The following is a 6,382-nucleotide window of genomic DNA, read 5'->3' on the forward strand; positions in this document are numbered from 1 at the left end:
CTTTTAACACTTAGAGTATCCGCAGCTCATACACTTAAGGCATCCCTCTTCATGGATAAGAGCGTTTCCGCAATCAGGACAGACACCCACAACATTCTTACCCTTAACTACTACAGGAATCTTAACCTTAACCTCTTCTACCCCTTCAATCTTTTTCTGGACCTCTTTCTCTCTTATCCTGTCTTCAACCACCCTGGCTATAGCATCAGCACAGGAGAATATTCTTGTACCGCCTTTCTCCCAGGACGGAGATGGACATCTTATACCTTTAAGCTGTTTTATTATAGCTTCGGGGTCGACCCCGGCTCTTATCGATGTCGATATCAACCGCCCTATAGCTTCAAGCTGAGATGCAGCACAGCCTCCGGATTTACCCATCTGCATAAAGACCTCAAAGATATTTCCTTCCTCATCTTCGTTAATAGTTACATATAGAGTTCCGCATCCTGTTAATGCATTCGTAGTTGTTCCCCTTAAAACCTTTGGGCGGGGACGAGGCTTAAAGACAACCTGCATATTATCCGGAATCTCTTTTATTCCAGATTCAGATGTTGTATCTCCTATATTTATAACCTGCTCTTCGCGGCTCTTATCCCTATAGATAGTTGCTCCTTTACAACCCAGCTTATATGCAAGCAGGTATGAATCTCTTACGTCATCCAGAGTAGCAGCATTAGGAAAGTTCACCGTCTTCGATGTCGCATTATGTACAAACTTCTGGAAAGCAGCCTGCATCCTGATATGCCACTCCGGCTTTACATCGTGCGCCGTGACAAATATCTTCTTAGTCTCGTCCGGGATATTATCAAAGTGAGCACAGCCTCCATTAACTGCAATATCCTTTATCAGTTTCTCTGAATAAAACCCTCTCTCTTGTGAAACTTTTTCAAACTCAGGATTTACCTTCAGCAACCTGTCGTTATCCATGACATGCCTTGTATAGACCAAAGCAAAGAGCGGTTCGATACCTGATGAGCAATCTGATATAATACTTATCGTTCCTGTAGGAGCTATCGTAGTAAGAGTTGCATTCCTCATTTTGATTCCCTTCTTATCCCAAACGCTTCCTTCGTAAGCAAGAAATACTCCTCTCTCTGCAGCAAGTTCCTGGGACCTCACCATGGCCTCATTTAAAATAAATCCCATTACCTCTTTAGCTAAACTAACTGCATCATCAGAGTTATAACCTATGCCGAGCTTAATCAGCATATCAGCCCAACCCATAACACCGAGCCCTATCTTACGTGTACGTTTTGTCTGTTTTTCAATCTCGGGAAGAGGGAATTGATTCTTATCTATAACATTATCTAAGAAATGGACTCCGCGATGGGCAGTTACCCTCAGTCTCTCCCAATCTATTGCTGCCTCTCCATTCTCTTCTTTGATCATTCTGGAAAGGTTGATACTTCCCAAATTACAAGACTCATAAGGTAAAAGCGGCTGTTCGCCGCAATTTGAGATTACAATTCCATTAGCAATAAAAGAATGTGTAAAAGGCTCTGTTAAATCATAGACCTCTCTCTCACCAACGTATTCTATCCTCTTAACATTCTCTTCATATTTATCAGCATAGTAATCTAAGGCCATCAGCTCGCTAACTAAATCCTGATGCTTTCTGCCTATGAATCCTACTTTGTCTAAGAAAATCTTTAAGCTCTTACGCGAAATATTAAGTTCATACAGTTTACCATCTAATAAATACTGCTTCTCTTCTCCATTTTTGTTTAGATATTTAAATCCGTATCTCTCCGCTCTGCTCCGGTCATATACTCTAGACTTAATGCCTAAGTTTAAAAGAAGAACCTGTACTTCCTTTATCAGCCTCAATGACTTAGAGGTCAGCCTTGCATATCTCATGCTATTTGAATGGTTATATGCAACAGTTCCGTCTGCACCAAACAGTCCCCTTAAAAATCCGATAACCGCCTGCCTGGGAGCGGTAAATATCGGTTCAGGTACTTTTTTGTGCTCTGCTTTTAATGCCCTAATATCTAAACTCTTGAAAAAATCAACGAAATATTTGCTGTGATAAGAGAGATGATAAACACTCTCCTTTCTTTTTACCTCTTTTATATCCTCGCCGTAATAACCATTTAAAACCTGCTTTAGATATTCCAGAACATCTATATCTTCTTTTCCGAAAGTTAAACCTATTCTGCAATCCTTACCTTCTTCAATTACCCAGCCATCGCCTACTATCCAGCCAATGGCTTCGCCCAGTTCTTTGCTCCACTTTTTAGGAAAGTTAAATTTATACGTCCTGCCATTACATCCCTTGTATTCATCTTTGATTTCAAAAGGCAAATTAAACTCCGAACTAAATTGCCCCTCCTGAAGCTGTATATAAACTTTATGATAGTCCGGCTTAAGGTCTCCTATCTCAACCCAGCCGTCCTGAGTATAAATCTTATGGTCTGCTGTAGCAACTAACTCATATCCGGATTCGGTACTTATTTTATAGACAGGCTTTACTCCGGACCTAAAAGCTTTTGAAATTCTATTTAAACTACATTTTCTTCTGGTTTTAAGCATTAGGTTCCCTTCACCGTGAGTCTCTAAAACAACTTCATCGTTTAGAATATTAATTCCGCCCTGAGGATAAGAAAAGGCAATATCTTTAATTCTTACCAATCCTTTTTCAGTTGAGACAAGAGTATCTCCATCTACGCATGGATTGGTGGACTCAATCCTGCCTATATTTGGAGTAGGGTTATCTTCATTTATTTTATCTATAAATACTATGCCGGGTTCACCGTTCTTCCAGGCCTGCTTGACAATTAAATCAAAGACTTCCTCTGCTTTTAATTTCTGGGTAACTCTTCCGTCACGGGGATCTCTTAACTCATATTCACCCCCCTCTTCTAATGCTTTCATAAACTCATCGGTAATCGCAATAGAGATATTAAAATTGGTAATCTCTTTGTTATTATCCTTCGCTGTTATAAACTCCATAATCTCAGGATGGTCGACTCGCAGTATCCCCATATTTGCCCCCCGCCTTCTTCCGCCCTGTTTTATCTCCTGAGTCGCTGCATTATAAACCTTCATAAAAGATATTGGACCGGATGAGACTCCATCGGTGGAACATACCCGGCTATTTTTGGGACGTAAGCGCGAGAAATCAAAACCAGTTCCGCCGCCGCTTTGATGTATTAAAGCAGCAGCTTTAAGCGTTTCAAATATAGAGTTTATAGAATCATCTATGGGGAGCACAAAGCAGGCACTGAGCTGAGCTAAAGGCCTGCCGGCATTCATTAAAGTTGGAGAGTTAGGCATAAACTCAAGGCTGGACATCATATCGTAGAAGGAGGTCTCTGTAGCCTCTACTTCTCTATCGGACTTAGCGTAATTTTTATCGGCAGATGCGATGTATTCAGCTACTCTTTCAAACATCTTTTCAGGGGTTTCAACAACTTGACCGTCTGAATTTTTAGTTAGATACCTTCTCTCAAGAACCTTTAGAGCATTCTGGGTAAGAGCAACCGACATAGAAGCCTCCTTTCTCATAGGAATCAAAGGTAATACAACCTGTAGTATTGTGTCAAGAATAAAATACTATATCTGGTATTTATGCACATATATCAACATAATCTAAACTGCTAAAATAAAGGGCTCTGCCCCCTCAAAAAAATAGAGATTAAATCTTTTTCCGCTGCTCCAGAAACTTTTTCAGCTTACTGTAACTGAGACAGTTTATCACATCTCTCTTACTAAGCCAACCGCGCTTTCCAACAGATACTCCGTATTTTATCATATCAAAATGTTCCTTAGAATGAGCATCTGTATTTATTGAAATTAAGACTCCCTGTTCCTTTGCTCGAAAAACATTTATGTCTGTTAAGTCTAACCGCAGAATATGTGAATTAATCTCTAGTGCAACTTTATGTTTTGCCGCGGCTTTAAAAATAATATCCCAATCAACTTCATAAGGCTCTCTCTCGCCAAGCAGCCTCCCGGAAGGATGTGCTATGATATCGACCCAGCCTGATTCTATAGCAGAGAGAATACGTTCTGTCATCTTCTCTTTTGATTGCCTAAACCCTGCATGTACCGCAGCTATCACAATATCAAGCTTCTCTAAAATATCTCTATTCCAATCTAAACTTCCATCTGCTTTTATATCCATCTCTGTACCGGTTAATACCTTAAAATTTTTATATCTCTTCTCTATCTCTCTTATTTTCTGAATCTGTTCAAGCAATCTCTCTTCGCTTAGTCCATGAGCAACCCCTAAAGATTTAGAGTGATCGGTCACTGCTATATATTTATAGCCTTTTCTATAGCCAGTCTCTATAACTTCTTCCAGAGAGACCCTGCCGTCGCTAAAATCTGAATGAATATGTAAATCCCCTTTTATATCTTTTCTCTCTATCAACTCAGGCAGCCTACCCTCTAAGGCCCGCTCAATCTCTCCCCTATCTTCTCTCAGTTCAGGGGGAATAAAACTCATGCCCAATGTTTTATAAATATCCTCTTCATCTTTAGATGCAATTTTCTTATCATCTTTAACTTTAAAGACCCCGTACTCATTTATCTTAAGGCCTTTTCTTTGAGCAATCTGCCTTAGATGTATATTGTGACTCTTAGAACCGCTAAAATACTGCAGAGCTGCTCCAAAAGAGTCTTCACCAACCACTCTTAAATCCACCTGGGTATCACCTTCAGTCAATATGCTGGTTTTGGTCTCGCCCTTTAGGATAACTCTCTTTACAATATCCAGCTCACTAAATCTATCCATTATCTTAGCGGGTTTATTTGACCCAATAAGTATATCGATATCGCCTATAGTATCACGCATCCTTCTTAAACTACCGGCAATACTTACCCTCTTAACCTCTTTTAATTTCTTAAGCTCAGAGATTATACTTTCAGCTAAGGGCAGGGCCAAGCCTAAAAGCATTCTCTCGTTTCCTCTCCTAATAAACTCAATCCCTTTAATAATATTCTCTTCTGTCTTCCCTTTTATGCTTGGCAACTCTCTTAACTTACCCTCTTTAGCCGCTCTCTCTAACTGGGCAATTGAGGTAATATCCAGCTTTTGATAGAACAGCTTTACTTTCTTTGGGCCAAGGCCCGGGATCTTAAGCATAAGAAGAAGCTCTTTAGGTACCTCATCTAATAAATCACTAAGATAGCCAATCTCACCGTCTCTATAATACTCTTTTATCTTTTCAGACAAATCCTTACCCACACCTGTTATTTCAGTCAGCCTATCCTCTTCGACTAACTTATCTAAATCATGGGGTAAAGATTCTAGGCTAGCTGCAGCCCTGCGGTAGGCGCGAATACGGAAGAGATTTGCATCTTTTATCTCTAAGATATCTGCAATTTTGTTAAAGATATCTGCAATCTCTCTGTTTTTCACAGAGATATTATATAGAGAATAGAACCAAAGGACAAACGGATTAAAAGATTTCTCTGTATTACTATATATAAAGGAAAAGAATTAAATCTTACGAGATTTTATATGGTACATCCCTGCAGAATAACCAAGACTGCAAGAGAATATAAGCAACGAAAAGAAAAGCATAACAAAGTGGCTAAGTCTTATCTTCTTAGGCATTGCGAGTCTAAGTTTAGCAGTCTCTTCTGTCTTTTTAGGATTGAGCTTCTCAAGTATATCCTTGATAATTGCGCCGGGTGAATCAAAAGTAATCTTATTATTAACATCTAACTCTGTATCAACAAGCCTTGTTGATTCTTTTATATCCCCGAGTAAGAAGTTGATAAAATTAGATATAGAGTTCTGTATATTAAGAGTTGAATAGACATTAAAAAAATTTAGATTACCGGATAAAACATAAGAAGTATTGATGCTATTGTTTTGGGTAGAATCAAAAAACGCATAAAGCTCGGTTACTTGTTTTGAATCTTCAGGATAATTATTTTTAATAATTAAATCTACTGCTGCAAGAACAGCTCTACCATCTATGCTTCCCATGCTATAAATGTTATCAAAAGCATTAATCTTTTTAATATCTAAATTCACACCAATCACACCGAAATATAAATTACTGCTATACCCATCAATATTCCCTGCTACTTTTAAGCTAGCAACCAAGGGATTGTTGGCTATGCTATCTACGCCAATAGTAGTATTGCCGTATGATCCAAGTAATTGATCAGTAGCTACAGCAGGTATAGATACTGGTAGAGGTTTCGGACTTGCTGATGGTGTATTGACCGCAAGGCTCTCTGTGCTCATTGTATCATCACTATAGTCTGCCCCGGATCTACCAAAATGCCCATTTACATCAAGGTCTCCAGAAGTCATTATAGAATCCGAGATAGGTTCAGTTGCAGCGGCTCCTAATGCAACTACAGTATCAACCGATCTTTCAGGACCACTTGCTGGTAAAAGACCGCTCAAGAAAGTCCCCAG

The 6,382-nt window shown here is 39.3% G+C and carries 3 protein-coding genes; all 3 read right to left on the minus strand.

What is annotated here, in order from left to right; genetic code table 11:
* Positions 1-3 precede the first annotated feature (3 nt).
* The gene (locus P9L98_02495) at positions 4-3,489 is read right to left on the minus strand and encodes a ribonucleotide reductase N-terminal alpha domain-containing protein (protein ID MDP8216176.1); all 3,486 of its coding nucleotides are present in this window, start codon (positions 3,487-3,489) and stop codon (positions 4-6) included.
* 148 nt (positions 3,490-3,637) lie between these two features.
* The gene (polX, locus tag P9L98_02500; protein ID MDP8216177.1) at positions 3,638-5,365 is read right to left on the minus strand and encodes a DNA polymerase/3'-5' exonuclease PolX; all 1,728 of its coding nucleotides are present in this window, start codon (positions 5,363-5,365) and stop codon (positions 3,638-3,640) included.
* 81 nt (positions 5,366-5,446) lie between these two features.
* Positions 5,447-6,382, minus strand: a 936-nt coding sequence (locus P9L98_02505; GenBank protein MDP8216178.1) for a hypothetical protein, incomplete at its 5' end; no start/stop codon positions are given.

Source organism: Candidatus Kaelpia imicola, assembly GCA_030765505.1.
Taxonomy (GTDB): domain Bacteria; phylum Omnitrophota; class Gorgyraeia; order Kaelpiales; family Kaelpiaceae; genus Kaelpia; species Kaelpia imicola.

Bases quoted from the DNA above. Each gene is read 5' to 3' on its own strand.
- P9L98_02495 (MDP8216176.1), bottom strand. From the start codon at position 3,489: ATGTCGGTTGCTCTTACCCAGAATGCTCTAAAGGTTCTTGAGAGAAGG.